This window comes from Candidatus Nitrosotenuis chungbukensis (assembly GCF_000685395.1).
Lineage (GTDB): Archaea > Thermoproteota > Nitrososphaeria > Nitrososphaerales > Nitrosopumilaceae > Nitrosotenuis > Nitrosotenuis chungbukensis.
Genome location: NZ_AVSQ01000013.1, coordinates 33,834 through 53,195 on the forward strand (window position 1 = coordinate 33,834; position 19,362 = coordinate 53,195).

A 19,362-nucleotide genomic window follows, 5' to 3' on the forward strand; every position below is an offset into this window, starting at 1 on the left:
TCAAAAAACACTGAAAACAATATTGTGATCCTCCGGGTCAAAAAAGACACAAGAAGGCTATAATCAAGTCAACTTTTGTTTTATAGAATACATAAATACCCTGAATTGTTGTACAAGCCTAGAAATGAGAGTATCTGGAGTACTTTGCACTATAGTATTATCATTAATTGTCGTTTCATCAGCATTCTCAAGCAATGCATTTGGCCAACTGGTTGACGGTACCATTCCTCCACTCTCAGTAAAAACCGAGCTCCCGTTATACGACGAGGGCGACTCTGTTGTTTTTAGCGGTCTTATAAAAAACCCAGACGTAAACAATGCCATCGATATCACCGTTCGAGTTTTAGGTCCGCTGATAAATGGGACCTCAAATAAAATTGTCACAGTTGATCAAATTCACCCAGTTGGAGGCTCCTTTGAGGGCGCCTTCGTAGTTTCAGGCCAATTATGGAAGGCCGCAGGCGATTACAAAATTCTAGTAAATTATGGCCCACAAAAGGCAGAAACAACATTCTACTATAACGGCGGTAGCGGTTCAGGAATAGTTGACGTGCCAAAACCCAAGCCAACGACATGTCCAGAAGGGCAAGCCGTAGTTAACGGACAATGTGTCAAAGTAACGGCACCCCCACCAGAAAAGCCGACATGTGGTACTGGAACTGTCTATGACGAAGTATCTAAGACATGCATAGTCGCACCACCAGTAACATGCCCACCAGGACAAATGATGTCAGGCGGCCAGTGCATTGACCAGCCACCAGAGGAAAAACCACCTGTATGTGGTGCTGGAACCCATGCTGAAAACGGCATCTGCGTACCAGACAAAACTGGCGGTGAAAAATCTGGCTGTCTTATCGCAACAGCGGCATTTGGATCAGAGCTTGCACCCCAAGTACAACTACTAAGGGAAATCAGAGACAACGTATTGTTTAGCACTAGCTCCGGAACAAGCTTCATGAGCGGATTCAACTCTCTCTATTACTCGTTCAGTCCGACGGTTGCTGACTGGGAAAGAGAAAATCCAGTGTTCAAGGAAGTAGTAAAGATAACAATCACTCCGATGCTATCGACCCTGTCAATACTAAATCACGTAAACATTGACTCTGAGTCAGAAATGCTTGGATATGGAATTGGAATCATATTGCTAAACATTGGCATGTACTTTGTTGCGCCTGCAATAGTGATAGTAAAGATTAATGGCCTAAGAAAGAAAAAGGCCCTTTAAGATTCTTATATCCATACCCTAATACCTAATTCGTGCACGTAGAATACGAAGAGTTTGATTCTATGGAGGACATCTTTTCCTACATGGCATCCGTAATGCCGCCAATGAAAAACACGATGCCCATCAATTCGTACAAGGGGTATGTCTTTGCGTTTATCCCACTTGGGCACAGCAGCGGAGACGTGTATCTTATGATATATGCAAAGGGAACACTTGATGGACGAATACTAGAATTTGACATCAACACCAAAGCCTACAAAAAGGTAAACGCAATAGAGCGTGCAGACAAAACCTACTTTATTGTCATGACGCCGAAAAGAAACACGATTGCAGACCATGCAATCAAAAACTTGAGCTAGGATTTTTAGAAATTTTATCTGGTGTACGTTGGGGCTGCAACTGATCTGCTTCTAGAGTATCTGTCGACTATGTCTTCTGGGAGTTTTCCATTGAAGAGATCCTTGCAGAGGCCGCGCAAATAACGCATGATTGCCCAAGTTCCGGCCTTGATCATGCCGTACATGAGCACCTTCATTGGAGGGCCGTACGTCTTGTTTCTAAGAATTATTGGAATGATGTCATTTATGACGCGCATGTTGTTTTCCCAGCATCTCCAAAAGAGAGTAAACTGAGCCTCGTTTAGGTTTCCAAAGTGCATCGAATTCTTTTCACTAAAGTCTTGGTACAGCAACGGCGCAACCAGCCCTCTAAAGTTAGTTTTTCTGAAATCCTCAATCAAATCAATGGTGTACTGGGTTTCATCTGGGGTTTCGTCCGGCCAGCCAATTATCAGAGTAGCTGCTGGGAACCACTGGTTTTCGTTCATTACCCGTGCCCCCTCCCTTACGACCCAGCCCCATTCGTCAGTTGAAAACGGTTTTGTCTTTACACCCAAGTGCTTTTTGACCATTCTTGGCGCAACTGTCTCGATTCCGAGGTTTGTCGCAAGCCACCTGCCGCTTGTCTGCATGTTGTTGATCTCTGACATTTTGCGCAAAAGCTCAGGATCTGCTGCAACTGCAGAAAATGTCATGTGTGTAGTTCCAACAAAGTTTGCGCCAAGTGATTTTAGGCCGCTCCACAATTCGGTGATTGCGTCGCGGTTTGGCTGAAAGTCTTTGCTGTCACATCCGTAAAGCAACATTTCGTCAGAGTGTAACCATATGGAATCAAACCCGTATTTGAGATTAATTTTTGCCTCGTGCTGCAGCCTTTCCAGTGGAAGATCTTTTTTGGAACGCTTGTTTACATCACAAAAGTCGCAACCTCTTCCGCACCCTCTCATTGCCTCGATCAAAGAGTTGACTGTTGGTCCCTCAATGATTGGGATGTTTTGTATGTTTTTTACAAAGCAGTGCATCAGCTCTGGTGCATCACCACTTTCCAAGTCCTTAAACAAATCAAGTGCAAGTTCGTCTGCCTCCCCAACTACAACTGTGTCAATTCCGTGAATCTTCATCCTGTCTGTCTTTGCTAGTTCCCATGCGCCGTTTCCTCCGACTACTACCTTGAAATCATATTTCTTTTTGAGCTGAATTATGTCTGCACACATTCGTTTGAACTTCATCGCAACATAGGACAGTTTTTCAGGCGACATTGTTGTGGTGACTGGCGCCATTCCGAGCGGATCCATCACGTTAATTCCTACCACCTTGGTGTCTGGCCCAATTGATTTTGCAAGATGATCTGGGTTTGCAATGAACACCTCGTCCCTTTTGTATCCCTGCAGCAGTGCACTTTCCACTCTTCGAAGCCCTACCTGTGCCACTTTTGCCTCGCCTGTCTTTGGATCTGTTTCCACTGCAGGACAGAATACCTTGTCAAAGACCCATTCTGGGAGAAGCTCATATGGTCCACATGCAATAAAGCCATAAAGGAAATTACCGCGATAATTAGTCATCAAACTACGATCTGCAGTGAGAACTATTCTTTTGCCGGCCAACTAGTTATCAGCTTTCTATTTAGTATAAATTATTTGCTGCCTGATTTTTCAAGCTTAAATTATGCTGGTATCCAGTAATTTTGCAAATGAAAGACATATCTGAGCCACGGCACAGCGAGCCTCACCTGTCTGAGTCTAGCGGAGTGAGGGACTTTGTCTTTGGTTTTGGAGATGGGATAAACACCTCCCTTGGCATAGCTGCCGGAGTTGGCGGCGCGGACATTTCGTCAAATCTGATAATACTTGCAGCATTTGTCGGCATGTTTACTGGTGCAAAGGCCATGGCGGTGCAGAACTATCTTGCAGTAAAGACGCATCGAGAATTACTAAAATCTGAAATAGCGCGTGAAGAATGGGAAATTGAAAACAAGCCTGATGTTGAGCGCAAGGAAATTGAGGACATTTACAAGGCAAAGGGGTTTTCCGGAAAAGATCTGGAGATAGTTGTCAACAAAATAACGTCTGACAAAAAAGTTTGGCTTGACACAATGCTTACTGAGGAGCTAAAGCTAAACATCGATGTTTTGGGGAATCCGTTAAAGAGCGCATTTAGGATGTTTGGGGCGTTTCTGCTTGGCGGCATCTTGCCGATTATTCCGTTTTTCTTCGGACATGGATACACGCCGCTAATAGTTGCAGTTGGGATGAGTCTGACTGCGTCGTTTTTGGTTGGCTCACTAAAGTCTAGGCTTGCCAAAACCAGCATTATAAAGGGCGGACTGGAAATGGCAGGACTTGGTACTGGAATTGCGTTATTGGGATTTGGCATCGGGACTGAACTTGCGAATTTTGGAATTATTGACGTCTAAAGTTTCTTACCTTGTTTGCAATGTTTGATGCGACTGCTCCTGCACCAATTCCATTGTCTATGTTCACGACTGACAATCCAAGTGAGCAGCTCTGAAGCATCGATGCAAGGGCCGCAACTCCTTTTTCTCCGTATCCGTATCCGACAGACGTTGGCAATCCAACTACTGGCACTTCGACAAGTGATGACACGACAGACGCAAGTGCTCCCTCCATTCCGGCCGCAACGATGATCACGTCGACATCTTGCTCGATGAATTTCTTTATGACTGGAAATGTCCTGTGAAGTCCTGCGATTCCTACGTCGTAGCTGCAAATGCACGTGCAGTTCATCGCCTCGCATGTGAGCCTTGCCTCTTCGGCCACGCCTATGTCTGACGTTCCAGCAGTGATTATTCCGACTTTTCCGCCAGTCGGCCTGAGTATGTTTTTGTACAAGAGCAAAGCAGTCGTGTTCTTTCCCGGTTTTACTTTAATCTTATTTTTTTTTGCAAAGCTTACTATTTTGGGATAATCCTGCTTTGTAATCCTTGAAACTAGGACCGAATTTGATTTTGCAAGTATTCTCTTGATAATTTTTTTGATCTCGTCAACCTGCTTTCTTTCGGCAAAAACCACCTCTGGTATGCCTTTGCGGTATCTCCTCCCCATGTCTATTTGGGCAAAATCCTCGATTTTTTCAATGGAGTAAAGTGATAGGAGTTTTTTTGCTTTTGAAACGCTAATTTTTCCGTCCTTTAGTGATTCTAAAACGTCAATTATTTCCAATGTTGATCGTTGTAAGATTTCATTAAAAAACTGATCAGGTCAGATGCCTGCAAGCGCGGTTTTGACGCCGTCGACTCCTTTGTTGAACCATTCCCTTTCCTGCTGGTTCAAGTCTAACTCTATTATTTTTTCAACACCCCTTCTTCCGATTACTGCCGGAACTCCAATTGAAACATTGGACTGTCCATATTCGCCGTCAAGCGGGGTCGCAACTGGAATTACCCTTTTTCTGTCTTTGAGTATTGCCTCAACTATTGCAGATATTGCGTTTCCTGGGGCGTGGACAGTTGCGCCCTTTAGTTCAATTACCTTTGCTGCAACCTGCCTTGTGTCCTGTACTAGCTGGTCTAGTTTTTCACTTGGAAGTATGCTTGATAATGGAATCCCTGAAACAGTTGAGAATCTTGGAAGTGGAAGCATGCTCTCACCGTGTTCTCCGATTACTAGTGCACGTATCGAGTCTCTAGAATGGCCAGTTGCCTCGTGAATGAACTGGATGAATCTTGATAGGTCAAGCATGTTTCCCATGCCTATGATTCTGCTTCTGTCAAATCCCGACGTCTTGTATGTGATGTGAACTATTGGGTCAAGCGGATTTGTAACTGGAACGATAATCGAATCACTTGCATATTTTTTGATGTTCTCAACAACGTCTTTTACTATTCCCGCATTAATTTTCAAAAGATCCATTCTCGTCATGCCAGGCTTTCTTCCAGAGCCTGCGACTACCACGACCACCTTGGAGTCTTTCATGTCGGAATAGTCATTAGAGCCACGGATGTTTACGTCAATTCCCTGCTCTGATAACATGTGGTTTAGGTCCATTGCTTCGCCTTGTGGCAAGCCCTTTACAACATCTAGCAGTAAAATTTCACTGTCTATCTTTTTGAGAGCGCAAAACAACGCTGCGTCTCCGCCAACTTTGCCAGAACCGATAATTGTGATCATATTGTGCGACTTTTACGCTCAATAATTAAATCTATTGCAAAAATTTTTCCATTAATTTTGCATGAAATTGTTTTGCAAACTTCAGGATCTGAGAATTTATATGCATTTTTGCAGCTTGAACTCTCATGGTTTTGGTAATAGATCCGCAGATAGCTGGCATCTCAGGTGACATGATGCTGTCTTCACTTGTGCACTTGGGCGCAAACAAATCAAAAATCATCAGCGGCGTCAGTGCGTCTCAAAACTTTCTACACGGATCTAAAATCAAAAAAATCGACTTTAAAAAAGTAAACAAGCATGGAATTCAGGCAACGTCACTTGTCCTGCAAATAGATGAGCATCATCATGAAAGAAAGGGGGTGGAAATTCAGAACTGCATCAAAAAAACTGCCGACAAAATAGGATTGTCCGAATCTGCTAAAACATTTGCGGCAAACAGCATTGCCACTTTGATAAAAGCAGAGTCAAAAATTCACGGCGTGCCAACGGACTCTGTCCACTTTCATGAGGCTTCAAGCATTGACACTGTAATTGACATTGTCGGAACTGCGATAGCGCTAGATGACTTGAGATGTTTTGATGAGGAGATAATCACAACGCCTGTCTCTGTGGGAAGCGGAACCGTTACGTTTTCACATGGGACAGTATCAAATCCTGCTGGCGCAATTTTAGAAATATTTGACAAATCAAAAATACTGATATCTGGAAGTAATGTAAAAGACGAACTGACCACGCCGACTGGGGCAAGCATTCTTGTAAATCTGGCAGACAGGTGCTCTGAGTTCTATCCGATGATGAATATCAAATCCATTGGATATGGAGCAGGACAAAAAAACTTTGACGGGTTTTCCAACGTGCTAAAAATAATCCGCGGGGAATCTGCCAAAAATACCAGATTAGATTCTGTTACAATTCTGGAAACAAACGTGGATGATATTTCTGGTGAGGTCTTGGCTCACGTAATAGACAAGATAATGGCAAACGGCGCAAAAGACGTTTCTGTCATTCAAACCATCACAAAAAAGGGGAGGCCAAGCCACATGATATCTGTAATATGCGACTCTGATTCTGTCAGTCAGTTACTAAATTTGCTGGTGTCAGAGACTGGAACGCTCGGGGTAAGAATCCGAACGTCAGATAGATTCCTAGTTCCAAGGCAAATAATTACAATGAGGGTGAAAATAAACAATAAAATTTTCACGCTCCGATGCAAAGTGGCAAGCACTGGCTCTCATAAGCAATTCAAAGTAGAATATGATGATATCAAGTCAATATCTGAAAAACTTGCACTCTCATTCAAGCAAACCGAAGAATTAATCAAAGCAGAAGTAAAAAAACAACTAAAATGACAAAGCTCGATCAATTACTCCACTGGTTTTCTGACAAAAAAAGCGCAATGGTAGCGCTGTCTGGCGGGGTGGACAGTGCGCTTGTCGCATATGCTGCGTACAAAGCCTTGGGCGATTCTGCACTTGCAGTTACTGCTGATTACAAAACTCTGGCGCAAGAAGAGCTGGATTCTGCAATGAAGATCTGCCAAGAAATAGGGATACGACACATTGTGATATCCTACAATGAATTACAAAACGAGGATTTTGCCAAAAATGACAAAAACAGGTGCTTTTACTGTAGGTCTGAACTCTCCGAGCATCTAGTAGATGTGGCAAAAAAAGAAAACATCGCGTGTATCGTTGATGGTACGAACATTGACGATCTGGGAGACTATAGGCCGGGAATCACAGCTTTGCGGAATAATGGAGTCGTGAGCCCTCTAGTTGAGACACAGTTCTCAAAACAAGAGATACGACAGACTGCAAAAGCACTCGGGCTATCCGTATATGAGAGGCCGTCAAATTCCTGCCTTGCATCACGCATCCCGTGGGGCCAGCGAGTTACTGCAGAAAGACTAGCTAGGATAGAAGTTGGCGAAATGTTTGTCAAACAAACAATTGGGGCAAAACAGGTTCGCGTTCGCGATATTGACGGTGTGGCAAAAATTGAGGTTGGATCAGACGAACTATGCCTCCTAGAAAAAACAAATATGGCTGATCTTTTTGCTAAACTAAAGTCAATCGGATTTACCTCCGTAATACTTGACTCCGAAGGATACCGACCAGGAAAAATTAACGTGATTGCCGATTGATATATCTGGATAACGCCGCATCAACCCAGGTTCACGAAGAAGTGTTCCAAGAGATGCTGCCCTACTTTAGAGAGCAGTATGGCAACCCGTCCTCAATTCACCGATATGGAAGACTTGCTTCAAAGGCAGTTGAAACTGCAAGAAAAAGAATCGCAGAGATGATAAACGCAAAACCCCATGAAATACTTCTGACCTCTGGCGGAACGGAGTCAAACAACACTGCGCTATTTGGAGTGATGCGTCAAAGCAAGGCAAAACAGCTCATAACTTCCCATATCGAGCACGATGCAATACTTGAACCGTGCAGGCGGCTTGAAAAGGAAGGCTTTGATGTGATCTACCTTCCGGTGAACAGTTACGGGCTAGTTGACATTGAAAATCTAAATCGCTCCATCACAAAGGAAACCGCGCTTGTTAGTGTAATGTTTGCAAATAATGAGGTTGGCACAATCCAGCCAATAAAAGAAATCGCCCAAATTTGCAAGCAGCACAGCGTCTTGTTCCATACCGATGCAATTCAGGCAGTTGGGAAAATCCCAATTGACGTCAAAGATCTTGGCGTTGACCTGCTCTCGATATCGTCTCACAAAATAAACGGCCCAAAGGGAATAGGGGCACTTTACATCAGGGACGGCGCCGCACTTGACCCGTTCATCCTTGGCGGAGGGCAGGAAAATGGCATGCGCTCGGGAACTGAAAACGTGGCAAACATTGTGGGCTTTGGAAAGGCATGCATTTTGGCAAAAGAGCATCTGGGAAAAAACGCATCCCACATGAAAAGCCTCAGAGATCATCTGACATCTAGAATAGTCAGTGAAATATCGCACGTATCTGTAAACGGCAACGTGGAAAACAAGACCCCAAACAATGCGCACTTTACTTTTCTTGGCGTAAATGGGGAAGATCTGATAATCAAATTGGACGAGTATGGAGTTGCGGCATCTACCGGCTCTGCATGCTCGGTCAAAACCCAAAAGGCGTCACACGTTTTAATGGCAATGGGGTTTTCTCATGAGCAAATCACCGGCTCCCTTAGAATCACCGTTGGCCTGTACAACACCATGCAGGAAATGGACCAAACCGTAGATATCCTAAAAAAAACAGTTCAGGAGCTGCGAAGCGTATCGCCCTTTAAGACAAAATACGGATTTTAACTGATACGAAGTAAGGACGTTTTCTTTGTGGATATTATTACTGTCAAAGTGATGGCAAGTACCAAAACTATGACTGCGATGGGACCGAATTCCGGAATCACTTGGGTTCCAATAATTTCGATATCCGAGTCCCCTTCCAAGAACTGTATTGTAAGTACTCTGGAATCAGCGTCTGCCGATTCCTGGTATTGCACCTCAGAACCATCAATGTAAATTATGAATGAGTCGTCATCACCAGTCGTTGTCTTGGCGTCAATCCATTTTCTTCCCAAGTCCAAAGTCAAAGATCCGTCATTGTCTGACTGTATTGTCACAATAAATCCGAGTATTTGCGGATCAACAATTATGTCTTTTACTATTCCGCCGCGTATTGTGTATGGGACATCAAATGTTCCAGAATCTCCTGCCTTTACCTCAAAAATCTGTGCTGTGGTATTTGCCGTGCCGCTTGTCTGAAAATCAAAACTTGTCTCATAGACATTTCCGCTTACCCCGTATGTTGCCTTTACTGTGTATTTGCCGTCGCTCTTCCAGTATATTCCGTCTGCAATTACCGTATGGGTGTAACTTCCATCTTGGGATACTTCGACTTGGGCAATGTTTACTATGTTTGTGCCATAGAATATCTGGATGATTATGGGTGTCTTTTCCAAGACCGCATCGACTTTACCCGATATCACGATTGCGTCCCCCTGTCTGTAGAATTCTTTTGCGATACATAGCTTACATTCCTGCGCATGCACGGGCACCGTGCTGACTACAACTAACACTAAAACTGAAAATAACAATAATCCGTAATAGTTCATCATCAAAATTGTGTTGTATTCGTATATTTCCTTTTCTAGATAATCATACTAAAAAATGAAAAAAGTTGATTGATCTTAGTATCTTGGTAAGATGCTAAGTCGTGTTCTTGCAGAGACTGCAACTATTGCTACAATTGCTACTGCGAGAATTATTGCTGCTGTAGTGCCAAATTCTGGGACTGCCCAGGTACCAATGACTTCGATTTGTGTAGCACCTACTGGGAAGGTTATGTCTAATGTTCTGTCGTCTGAAGTGGTGTCTATTTCCTCAAAGTCTGCTTCTTCACCATCGACTAGTACGATGAAATCGGCGTCATCTCCTTCCATTCCGTGCTGTCTTGCGTCAAGTACATTTCTTGGAATTTGCAAAGATACTGAGCCATCACTATCTGTTGTGATTATCAAAGTAAGCGAAGATGTCTTAGAACTGATGGAATTCTTTTCTACTACTGCTCCTGTTATGTCAAAAGGAACACAATATACTTGGTTTCCACCTTTTACTACAAGCTCATCTGCGGCACATGCTGATGCTTCTTGGGATACTTCGCCGGTAATCTCTACCACGGCCTTATCATTGATCTGTTGTGGACCATATTGAGCTCTGATGGTATACATACCGTTTTGTTTCCAAAGACTACCGCCTGTGTTTAACATTGCTTCAAAGCTGTTGTCTTCAGATACTTCTACTTGTTGAACTGTCACAATGTTGTTTTGTGGGCCAGTCACTGTGATCGTAACTGGAGCATCGCCTCTAAGATTTGCAACATATCCGCGTACGTGAATTTCGGAGTTGTGATCATATACTTTGTTTTCAGTCATGACTCTAATTGGTGAGTCCCTTTGATTAGCCATGTTGGCTCTTTCGTATATGTCCATGCTGCCACAATCTGGGCATGCTTCTTCGTCGAAGGTAGATGCATAAGTTGGTACTATTGCTAAAGTGCCTGCTGCAGCCATTATGGCAATTAGCACGTATAGTGCATAACTATTCATCTTGATTGGCGATTAGAGTATTGACTATTTATGTATATTTAAAAAATGAAAAAAGTTGATTGATCTTAGTATCTTGGCATTATGCTAAGTCGTGTTCTTGCAGAGACTGCAACTATTGCTACAATTGCTACTGCGAGAATTATTGCTGCCATTGCGCCGAATTCCGGAATTACCCAGGTACCGATAATCTCTATTTGAGAGCTATCTCCCTCGAACGGAATTGTCAGTGTGCGTTCAGACGCTGTCGTGGTTTCATCAAAGTCTACTTCCGATCCGTCGACTAGTACGAAGAAATCAATATCTTCTCCAGACTGACCATCAGCTCCATTTCTAGCATCGATTACCTCTCTTGGTATCATTAGCTTGACTTGGCCGCCGTCATCGCTGGTAGGTTCGATTGTTACTATCAGTGATTTTGCTGGTATGTCTGGTGCGATACTGACTATTCTGCCTCCTGTTATGGAGTAGCCTACCAACAATTCAGGGTTTCCCTCTACTGGGACGTATTTGCCTGAAGGTATTTGTCCGGTGCTACCGCTAAACTCGAAGGTAGTTTCTGCCGTTCTTGTATCGGTTCCATAGAGTACTTTGATGGTGTATTCCCCTTGGGATCTCCACAGCGCTCCACCAGCTGCTATTTCGGTTCCATAGGTATTGTCCTCTGAAACGTCTAGCTGCTCTACAGTTACCAAGTTTCCATTAGCTGCTATGATTTGGAGAGTTACAGGATAACCGGACAGTCTTTCTCTGACTTGGCCTGATATCGATATTAAGTCTCCATCATTATACGACTCTTGGTCTGTGGTTACTGTTATTGCATCTACAATTTGAGCGAAAGCTGGTGCTACGTTCACACCTGTAGCCAGAATTGCAAACAATGCTATTACTGTGTACAGAGTACTCATCTTGTTTATTCGTGCTAACGAATACTATTTAAGCTTAAGAAAAAAATCATTGACTAAAGACAAAAAATATTGATTTCTTGCTAGGGATCTTGATTAAATATATATAAACCACTTGGGGAAGTTTTTACAGTTTGTTTGGTAATTTTGTATATTTAGCTAGTGCTATCCAAGGTGGTAAAAGTGGCAACTAAAAAGAGTCACATTCTTGTTCCGGATCACGTCTATGTTCCAAAGCATGAAATCATGACAAAAAAAGAGGCAGAAGAAATACTAAAAAAATTCAACTGCAAGCCAACTGAAATGCCGTTTATCTTTGCAAACGATCCTGCAATTATCGGACTTGGAGTAAAACCGGGAGACATGATAAAAATAACAAGAAAAAGTCCAACTGCTGGAGAAAGCATCTATTATCGATACGTGGTGGAGGTTTAGAAAATGTCTGACACTTCAAACAAACGCTGGCCAATCATTCAGGATCTTCTAAAGCGAGAGGGAATTGCAAGGCAGCACCTCAACTCTTTTGACGAGTTCCTTGAGCGTGGACTACAAAGCATAATTGACGAGGTAGCACAAATCGAAATTGAAAATGCAGAATATCCGTATAAAATTCAACTTGGCAAGGTAAAATTACAACAACCACGAATGATGGAGCTTGACGGATCAATCACTCACATCACTCCTGCAGAAGCTCGACTCAGAAATGTTTCATACTCTGCACCAATAATGATGGAGGCAAGTGTGGTTGAGGACGGAAAAATTCTAGAATCAAGATTTGTCCACATAGGCGACATCCCAGTGATGGTAAGATCAAACGCATGCATACTGCACAACTTTTCAACTCAAAAGTTAATCGAGCACGGCGAGGATCCAAACGATCCTGGCGGATATTTCATAATTAACGGATCAGAGAGAGTCATTGTCGGACTAGAGGACTTGTCTTACAACAAAATCATTGTCGACAAGGAAAAAGTTGGCGGCAACGACGTATTCAAAGCCAAGGTATATTCGTCAATTGTAGGTTATCGCGCAAAGCTAGAACTCGTCATGAAAAACGACGGATTAATTGTTGCAAGAATTCCTGGCTCCCCTGTTGACATTCCAGTTGTGACACTGATGCGAGCACTGGGTCTTGAAGCAGACCGTGAAGTTGCGGCAGCAGTATCGCTTGTGGACAGCCTTCAAAACGAACTAGAGGCATCATTTGAAAAGGCAGCAGACGTACAAACAACAAAAGACGCAATTGTGTACATCAGTAAAAGAATCGCGCCTGGAATGCTAGAAGAATTCCAGATAAAGAGAGCCGAGACACTGCTTGATTGGGGTCTCTTACCGCACCTAGGAAAGCACCAAGAGAACAGGAGAGAAAAAGCGCAATTCCTCGGAGAGGCAGCATGTAAATTAATTGAATTAAAACTTGACTGGATATCTCCTGACGACAAGGATCATTATGGGAACAAAGTGATCAAGTTTGCAGGCCAGATGTTAGCTGATCTGTTTAGAACCGCATTTAGAAACCTAGTTAGAGACATGAAATACCAACTGGAAAGATCAGGACAAAAGCGAGGCATCAACGCAGTAGCCGCAGCAATCCGTCCTGGAATAGTGTCTGACAAACTAAACAACGCAATTGCAACCGGAAACTGGGGCAGAGGAAGAGTGGGCGTAACACAACTGCTTGACAGAACAAACTATCTTTCTACTATTTCTCACCTGAGAAGAATTCAATCACCTCTATCCAGAACTCAGCCAAACTTCGAGGCAAGAGACTTGCACCCAACTCACTTTGGAAGAATCTGTCCAAGTGAAACACCCGAAGGCTCTAACTGTGGTCTTGTAAAGAACTTGGCACTATCTGCAATTATTTCAGTAAACGTATCGCCAGAAGAAATCATAGAAAAACTCTATGACTTGGGCTCTGTTCATTTCACTGACGCAAAAGAGGACCTAAAACGAGATGGAACCAGAGTATTCGTAGACGGAAGACTGGTTGGCTATTACAAAGACGGAGAAAAACTAGTAGAGTCACTTCGTGAGCTAAGACGAAGCTCAAAGATACACCCACACGTCGGAATCTCATTCCACAAATCAAGTGTTGAGGGCGCAACAAAGAGACTTTATGTTAACTGCAATGCAGGCCGTGTACTGCGTCCGCTAATTGTGATCAAAGACGGAAAATCCCTTCTGACACCAGAGCTAATTGACAAAGTATCAAAGAAGCTGATGTCTTGGAACGACCTTCTTAGAATGGGAGTAATTGAACTAAACGACGCAAACGAGGAGGAAAACTGCTTCCTTACGCTTGATGACAAGGACACCAAAAAATACACCCACCTTGAGATATTCCCATCTGCAATCTTGGGAGCGGGCGCATCAATCATTCCATATCCTGAACACAACCAGTCCCCAAGAAACACATACGAGTCTGCAATGGCAAAACAAAGTCTTGGATTCTCAACTCCAATGATGAACACAAGCACCTATGTCAGACAACACTTCATGTGGTATCCACAAACACCAATTGTCACTACAAAAGCAATGAACTTACTTGGACTAGAAGACCGACCGGCAGGACAAAACTGCGTCGTAGCCGTATTGCCATTTGACGGTTATAACATTGAAGACGCAATTGTGATTAGCAAGGCAGCAGTGGACAGGGGACTTGGAAGAACATTCTTCTTTAGAATCTATGAGGCAGAAGCAAAGCAATACCCTGGCGGAATGCGAGATAACTTTGAAATTCCAAATGCAGAAGACAACATCCGTGGATACAAGGGAGAAAAAGCATATCGATTACTAGAAGAAGACGGCGTCATCGCTACAGAATCTCCAGCAACCGGCGGAGACATCTTGATTGGAAAAACAAGCCCGCCAAGATTCATGGAAGAATATCGTGAGTTTGAATCAAAGGGACCGTACAGACGTGATACCTCAATAGGCGTCAGGCCGTCAGAGACTGGCGTGGTGGATACCGTTGTTATGACCCAATCCAACGAGGGCGGAAAAATGTACAAGATTAGAGTAAGAGACATGAGAATCCCAGAAATTGGCGACAAGTTTGCATCAAGACACGGACAGAAAGGTGTCATTGGAATTTTGGCAAGATACGAGGATTTGCCGTATACTGCAGAAGGAGTAATTCCAGACGTTTTGATTAACCCACATGCATTCCCGTCTCGTATGACCGTTGGAATGTTCATGGAGTCAATTTCAGGCAAGGCGGCAGCACAGCGAGGAACCAAATTTGATGGCTCTGCATTTGTCGGAGAAAAAATGGACGAAATCAAAACTGCACTAGAAGGAAGCGGTTTGAAATATTCTGGTAAAGAAGTAATGTATGACGGAAGAACTGGAAAAGCATTCCCAGTTGAGGTATTCATGGGAGTCGTATACTATCAAAAACTTCACCACATGGTCGCAGACAAAATTCACGCAAGAGCAAGAGGCCAAGTCCAAATGCTAACAAAACAACCAACGGAGGGAAGGGCAAGAGGTGGAGGTCTGAGATTTGGTGAAATGGAACGAGACTGCCTTATTGCATATGGTGCGTCAATGATTCTAAAAGACAGATTACTTGATGAATCAGACAAAGCAGAAATCTATGTCTGCGAAAGATGTGGACTGGTAGCATATCATGATGTTAAACAAAGAAAATACGTCTGCCGAGTCTGTGGAGACAAGGCAAAGGTTTCTTCAGTATCTGTGGCATATGCGTTTAAGCTATTGCTCCAAGAAATGCAGAGCCTCAACGTGGCGCCAAGACTAATGATCAAGGAGAGGGTGTAATTGTCAGTTCAAACAGTAAAAGCAATTGATGGAATCCGATTCTCAGTCTGGTCACCAACTGAAATCAGAAAATACTCTGTTGCAGAAATAACTGCACCTGAGACATACGATGAGGACGGAATGGCAGTACAAGGTGGACTGATGGATGGACGACTTGGAACACTAGAACCAGGACAAAAATGCCTGACATGCGGAAACACTGCAGCAAGATGCCCTGGACACTTTGGCCATATAGAACTGGCAGAACCCGTACTGCATATTGCGTTTATTGACAATATTCATAAATTACTGCTGGCAACATGCCGCTCTTGCTCAAGACTAAAGCTTCCTCAAGAAGATCTTGACAATTACACCCAGGTTCAAAAGCAAAAGGCGGCATATACCATCTTGTCGCAGAAAAGAATTCCAGATGAAATTCTGGACAAGGCAAAAAAGGCAAAAGAATGCCCGCACTGTGGCAAGCCCCAATACGATATGATTTTCACAAAACCAACAATTTTCATCGAAAAAACAGAAATCGGAGAACACAGGCTGCTCCCAATCACAATTAGGGAAAGATTCACGCAAATCCGAGATGAAGATCTCAGACTTCTTGGATATGACCCAAACACTGCAAGACCAGAGTGGTTCATCCTGCAAGTCCTGCCAGTTCCACCAGTAACAGTAAGACCATCAATTATTCTTGAAACAGGAATCAGATCAGAAGACGACCTTACTCACAAAATGGTAGACATCATACGAGTTAACCAAAGACTAAAGGAGAGCAAGGATGCGGGAACTCCTCCACTTATTGTCCAGGACTTGGTTGACCTGCTCCAGTATCACACTACCACGTACTTTGACAACGAAGTATCTGGCATACCACAGGCCCACCACCGTTCGGGCAGACCGCTAAAGACACTTACACAAAGACTCAAAGGAAAGGAGGGAAGATTCAGAGGATCACTTTCTGGAAAAAGAGTCGACTTTTCAAGCAGAACCGTAATTTCACCAGACCCGAGCTTGGACCTATCGGAGGTCGGAGTCCCAGAGGCTGTTGCGAAAAAACTAACGATTCCAGAAATTATTACAGAGTGGAACATTGAGAGAATGCGAGAACTTGTAATTAACGGACCTGACATATTCCCAGGAGTCAACTATATCGTCAGACCAGACGGTGTAAAAATCAGACTTGATTTCGTAGAGGACCGCTCCGTCATTGCTCAAAATCTCGAAGTTGGATATCTTGTTGAAAGACATCTCTCAAACGGAGACATTGTCATGTTTAACAGACAGCCATCACTCCACCAAATGTCAATTATGGCTCATTATGTGCGTGTTTTACCAGGAAAAACATTCCGACTTCACCCATCAGTATGTCCGCCATACAACGCAGACTTTGATGGGGATGAAATGAACCTGCACGTACCGCAAAGCGAGGAAGCAAGAGCAGAAGCAATCTTGCTCATGAGAGTGCAAGACCAAATCATATCTCCAAGATACGGAGGTCCAATCATTGGTGCACTAAGGGACTTTATCACCGGTTCATACCTGATGACAAAGGACGACACTGTCATTGCACCACAGGAATTTGCAAACTACGCAATGCTTGGCGGGTACGAGGGAGCACTACCAGAACCTGCAGTCAAAGGAAAAGACGGCCCAATGTATTCAGGAAAACAACTCTTCTCGTTATTCTTACCAAAGGACTTTAACTATATTCTGACATCCAAGTGGTCCAAGGGAACAAAGGGACAGGCAAAAGACGTCGTAATTAAAAACGGGGAGCTGATCAGCGGCGTAATTGACAAGGCATCAATTGGCGCTGAAGAGCCAGAAAGCGTACTGCACAGAATAGTAAAAGACTATGGCAATGCGATTGGAAAACAATTCCTAAACTCTGTTTTGATTATTGCAAAACAATTCATCACTCATTATGGATTCAGCTACGGATACGCAGATCTTGAACTATCTGATAAAGTAAAGAATGACATCCACACAGGAATCCAAGAAACATACGATACCGTATATGATTTGATTTCACAAGCAAAGAAAGGCACACTGAAGCTCACAAGAGGTCTGTCAGCAGACGAAGCACTGGAAGCATACATCGTAAACGAGCTATCCAAGGCAAGAGACAAGGCAGGTAACACCGCTGACCAACAACTTGATCAAAAGAATGCGGCAAGAATCATGGCGACAACTGGCGCAAGAGGTTCCTCACTAAACATCGGTCAGATGGCAGGCGCATTGGGACAACAGTCAATTCGTGGTAATAGACTAAACAAGGGATACAGCAATCGTGCACTGCCTCACTTTAAGGAAAATGAGGACAATCCAGACGCGCACGGATTTGTAAAATCAAACTATAGGGACGGCCTATCAACAATAGAATTCTTCTTCCACGCAATGGGTGGACGAGAGGGACTCGTAGACACTGCAGTCAGAACACAGCAAAGTGGTTACATGCAGCGAAGACTCATCAACGCACTAGAACACATCAAACTAGAATACGATGGAACCGTACGAGACCCACACGGGCACATCATCCAGTTCTTGTATGGTGAGGACGGAGTCGACGTTCAAAAAAGCGACCACGGTGAGGCATTTAACATTGCCAGACTAATCGAATCAGAAACAATTGTTGACACTGGTAAAAAAGCAGTAAAGGACGAACAAGAAGAACTGCTCAAAAAATACACCAAGACATTCAACCCAAGACTGACAAGACTAGTAGAAGAAGGAATCACTCAATCAAAATTATCAAGGGACGGAATAGAAAAAGTCCTCAAAAAATCACTGGACCTGTACAACAAGGCAAAGGCAGAACCAGGACAGGCAGTCGGCATAGTCACCGCCCAGTCAATCGGTGAGCCGGGAACTCAGATGACACTTAGAACATTCCACTTTGCAGGAATCAGAGAAAGAAACGTAACCTTGGGTCTTCCAAGATTAATTGAACTGGTAGATGCAAGAAAGAAACCAGTAACACCAACCATGGACATCTACCTTGAGGAAAAATACAAAAAATCAAGAGAGAAGGCAATCGAGGTTGCACGAAACACATTGCAGACCAAAGTATCAGCATTACTATCAACTGCAGATACCAATTATACCAATGAAATTACACTTGAACTAAGTCCTGGCGCACTGAACCAAAGAGGTTGCACTGTGGAAGAAGTTGAGACAGCACTGGCATCAAACAAGAAATTCAAAATTGAAACAAGCGGAAACACCCTGACACTAAATCTTGCAGAAGAAGGCGACGCACCAACTGTTATTGCTATTAGAAACAAGGTCTTGAATACAATAGTAAAAGGAGTTCCAGACATCACTAGAGTTACAGTTGCACAAAAGGACGACGAGTGGGTCATCCAAACAACAGGATCTAACTTGCCAAAAGTACTTGAAATTGATGGAATTGACAAAAGAAATGTTAGGACAAACAATGTCTTTGAAATTGCAGCAACACTTGGAATCGAGGCTGCAAGAAACGCAATGATTAACGAATTATCCTCCACTCTAGAAGACCAAGGACTGGAAGTCGATGCAAGGTACATCATGTTGGTATCTGATATGATGTGCTCACGTGGATACTTGCAGCAAATAGGAAGACACGGAATTGCGGGAACCAAAGACAGCGTCTTGGCAAGAGCCGCATTCGAAATCACAGTCCCAACTATAGCAGACGCAGCATTGACTGGCGAAGTTGAGAACCTCAAGGGAGTAACGGAGAACGTAATTGTCGGAAGCAACATTCCAGTTGGTTCTGGTACTGTTGACCTCTTTATGCAGGTCTCCAAAAGCTAGCCCCTCAAAATATCGCCTTTAACTTCTGCAATCTTTCATTCAGTCTGACATTTGGGATTATCGGAACAAATCCTTCTAAACTGATAAATCCGATACTGG

The 19,362-nt window shown here is 43.5% G+C and carries 15 protein-coding genes; 9 read left to right on the forward strand and 6 right to left on the reverse strand.

Annotated elements, in window-relative coordinates:
• The first annotated feature begins 124 nt into the window (after nucleotides 1-124).
• Both NKMY2_RS10875 and NKMY2_RS03990 read left to right on the forward strand, forming a co-directional pair.
• Nucleotides 125-1,225 (forward strand): EB domain-containing protein, encoded by a 1,101-nt coding sequence (locus tag NKMY2_RS10875; protein ID WP_042684910.1) that lies wholly within the window; start codon nucleotides 125-127, stop codon nucleotides 1,223-1,225.
• A 32-nt stretch (nucleotides 1,226-1,257) separates the two neighbouring features.
• A complete protein-coding gene (locus NKMY2_RS03990; RefSeq protein WP_042684913.1) occupies nucleotides 1,258-1,584 on the forward strand; it encodes a hypothetical protein in 327 nt (108 codons plus the stop codon).
• Between the two features lie 14 nt (nucleotides 1,585-1,598).
• Here the strand turns inward: NKMY2_RS03990 and NKMY2_RS03995 are convergent, their stop codons facing one another.
• Nucleotides 1,599-3,125 (reverse strand): B12-binding domain-containing radical SAM protein, encoded by a 1,527-nt coding sequence (locus tag NKMY2_RS03995; RefSeq protein WP_052347514.1) that lies wholly within the window; start codon nucleotides 3,123-3,125, stop codon nucleotides 1,599-1,601.
• 128 nt (nucleotides 3,126-3,253) lie between these two features.
• Between NKMY2_RS03995 and NKMY2_RS04000 the strand changes: the two genes are divergently transcribed.
• The gene (locus NKMY2_RS04000) at nucleotides 3,254-3,976 is read left to right on the forward strand and encodes a VIT1/CCC1 transporter family protein (protein WP_052347505.1); all 723 of its coding nucleotides are present in this window, start codon (nucleotides 3,254-3,256) and stop codon (nucleotides 3,974-3,976) included.
• On the opposite strand, the gene larB is transcribed toward NKMY2_RS04000, so the two are convergent.
• The gene (larB, locus tag NKMY2_RS04005; protein ID WP_042684917.1) at nucleotides 3,963-4,742 is read right to left on the reverse strand and encodes a nickel pincer cofactor biosynthesis protein LarB; all 780 of its coding nucleotides are present in this window, start codon (nucleotides 4,740-4,742) and stop codon (nucleotides 3,963-3,965) included. The two genes, NKMY2_RS04000 and larB, sit on opposite strands and share 14 nt — an antisense overlap.
• A gap of 39 nt (nucleotides 4,743-4,781) precedes the next feature.
• Nucleotides 4,782-5,690 carry a malate dehydrogenase gene (locus tag NKMY2_RS04010; protein ID WP_042684919.1) on the reverse strand — a complete coding sequence of 303 codons (909 nt, stop codon included), beginning with the start codon at nucleotides 5,688-5,690 and terminating at the stop codon, nucleotides 4,782-4,784.
• 125 nt (nucleotides 5,691-5,815) lie between these two features.
• On the opposite strand from NKMY2_RS04010, the gene larC reads away from it, so the two are divergent.
• Genes larC through NKMY2_RS04025 form a run of 3 tightly spaced genes read left to right on the forward strand, consistent with a single transcriptional unit; the run spans nucleotide 5,816 to nucleotide 8,987 of the window.
• Nucleotides 5,816-7,039 carry a nickel pincer cofactor biosynthesis protein LarC gene (larC, locus tag NKMY2_RS04015; RefSeq protein ID WP_042684921.1) on the forward strand — a complete coding sequence of 408 codons (1,224 nt, stop codon included), beginning with the start codon at nucleotides 5,816-5,818 and terminating at the stop codon, nucleotides 7,037-7,039.
• On the forward strand, nucleotides 7,036-7,833 hold the full coding sequence (gene larE / locus NKMY2_RS04020; RefSeq protein WP_042684924.1) for an ATP-dependent sacrificial sulfur transferase LarE: 798 nt from the start codon (nucleotides 7,036-7,038) through the stop codon (nucleotides 7,831-7,833). Before larC ends, larE begins: the two co-directional genes overlap by 4 nt.
• A complete protein-coding gene (locus tag NKMY2_RS04025) occupies nucleotides 7,830-8,987 on the forward strand; it encodes a cysteine desulfurase family protein (RefSeq protein WP_042684929.1) in 1,158 nt (385 codons plus the stop codon). Before larE ends, NKMY2_RS04025 begins: the two co-directional genes overlap by 4 nt.
• Here the strand turns inward: NKMY2_RS04025 and NKMY2_RS04030 are convergent.
• The 3 genes from NKMY2_RS04030 to NKMY2_RS04040 form a co-directional block, all read right to left on the reverse strand.
• Nucleotides 8,984-9,757 carry a PEFG-CTERM sorting domain-containing protein gene (locus NKMY2_RS04030; RefSeq protein ID WP_238549763.1) on the reverse strand — a complete coding sequence of 258 codons (774 nt, stop codon included), beginning with the start codon at nucleotides 9,755-9,757 and terminating at the stop codon, nucleotides 8,984-8,986. The two genes, NKMY2_RS04025 and NKMY2_RS04030, sit on opposite strands and share 4 nt — an antisense overlap.
• A gap of 111 nt (nucleotides 9,758-9,868) precedes the next feature.
• The gene (locus NKMY2_RS04035; protein WP_052347506.1) at nucleotides 9,869-10,786 is read right to left on the reverse strand and encodes a PEFG-CTERM sorting domain-containing protein; all 918 of its coding nucleotides are present in this window, start codon (nucleotides 10,784-10,786) and stop codon (nucleotides 9,869-9,871) included.
• A gap of 65 nt (nucleotides 10,787-10,851) precedes the next feature.
• A complete protein-coding gene (locus tag NKMY2_RS04040) occupies nucleotides 10,852-11,691 on the reverse strand; it encodes a PEFG-CTERM sorting domain-containing protein (RefSeq protein ID WP_042684936.1) in 840 nt (279 codons plus the stop codon).
• Between the two features lie 180 nt (nucleotides 11,692-11,871).
• Here NKMY2_RS04040 and NKMY2_RS04045 point away from each other — a divergent pair, with 180 nt between their 5' ends.
• From NKMY2_RS04045 to NKMY2_RS04055, 3 genes are read left to right on the forward strand one after another with little or no spacing between them, the layout of a single operon-like run.
• Nucleotides 11,872-12,123 (forward strand): DNA-directed RNA polymerase subunit H, encoded by a 252-nt coding sequence (locus tag NKMY2_RS04045; protein ID WP_042685193.1) that lies wholly within the window; start codon nucleotides 11,872-11,874, stop codon nucleotides 12,121-12,123.
• A gap of 3 nt (nucleotides 12,124-12,126) precedes the next feature.
• On the forward strand, nucleotides 12,127-15,474 hold the full coding sequence (locus NKMY2_RS04050) for a DNA-directed RNA polymerase subunit B (RefSeq protein ID WP_042684937.1): 3,348 nt from the start codon (nucleotides 12,127-12,129) through the stop codon (nucleotides 15,472-15,474).
• Nucleotides 15,475-19,263: a DNA-directed RNA polymerase subunit A' gene (locus NKMY2_RS04055; RefSeq protein ID WP_042684940.1), complete on the forward strand. Its 3,789-nt coding sequence runs from the start codon at nucleotides 15,475-15,477 to the stop codon at nucleotides 19,261-19,263.
• Nucleotides 19,264-19,362: the final 99 nt, after the last annotated feature.